Annotated in this window: 2 tRNA genes; both read right to left on the bottom strand. The window is 43.6% G+C overall.

What is annotated here, in order from left to right:
- Nucleotides 1-183: 183 nt before the first annotated feature.
- Nucleotides 184-259, bottom strand: a tRNA-Ala gene (locus tag O3617_RS09555).
- A gap of 128 nt (nt 260-387) precedes the next feature.
- Nucleotides 388-464, bottom strand: a tRNA-Ile gene (locus tag O3617_RS09550).
- Nucleotides 465-523 lie beyond the last annotated feature (59 nt).

The following is a 523-nucleotide window of genomic DNA, read 5'->3' as shown; positions in this document are numbered from 1 at the left end:
AATTTATATATTTCGCGTCTATCGTCGTTGCATTCGTCTCACTTGTCTTGCGTAATTACCATTACGTGGCGACGGCGTTCAACTCACGCGCCTAGATATCCATCGAAATCTATTAAATTGTAACTGATTGTTTAATCAGCTTAGTTATTTTAGTACAAGACAGACTAGCTGTCAAATACTAAATGGTGGAGACGAGGAGATTCGAACTCCTGACCCCCTGCTTGCAAGGCAGGTGCTCTCCCAACTGAGCTACGCCCCCATGAGTGGTTACGCTTTAGTATCGATAATCCATTCCGAAGAATCCGTTATCTTTTTAAAGTTATACCTATGTTTAGCTCTTTTTGTCTGTACTCTACACAATGTGTATTTCAAGTAATATGAGCCAACTGGTGGGCCTAGGTGGACTCGAACCACCGACCTCACGCTTATCAGGCGTGCGCTCTAACCAGCTGAGCTATAGGCCCATATCTGTAGAATTGAGAGTCTTTACAGATCTCTCAAAACCGAACAATGTTAGGCGACC

It is taken from the genome of Veillonella sp. 27098_8_77 (assembly GCF_041431535.1).
In the GTDB taxonomy this organism is placed as follows: domain Bacteria; phylum Bacillota; class Negativicutes; order Veillonellales; family Veillonellaceae; genus Veillonella.
Note: the sequence above shows the minus strand (reverse complement) of the source record. Positions and strands in the feature narration are given on the sequence as shown.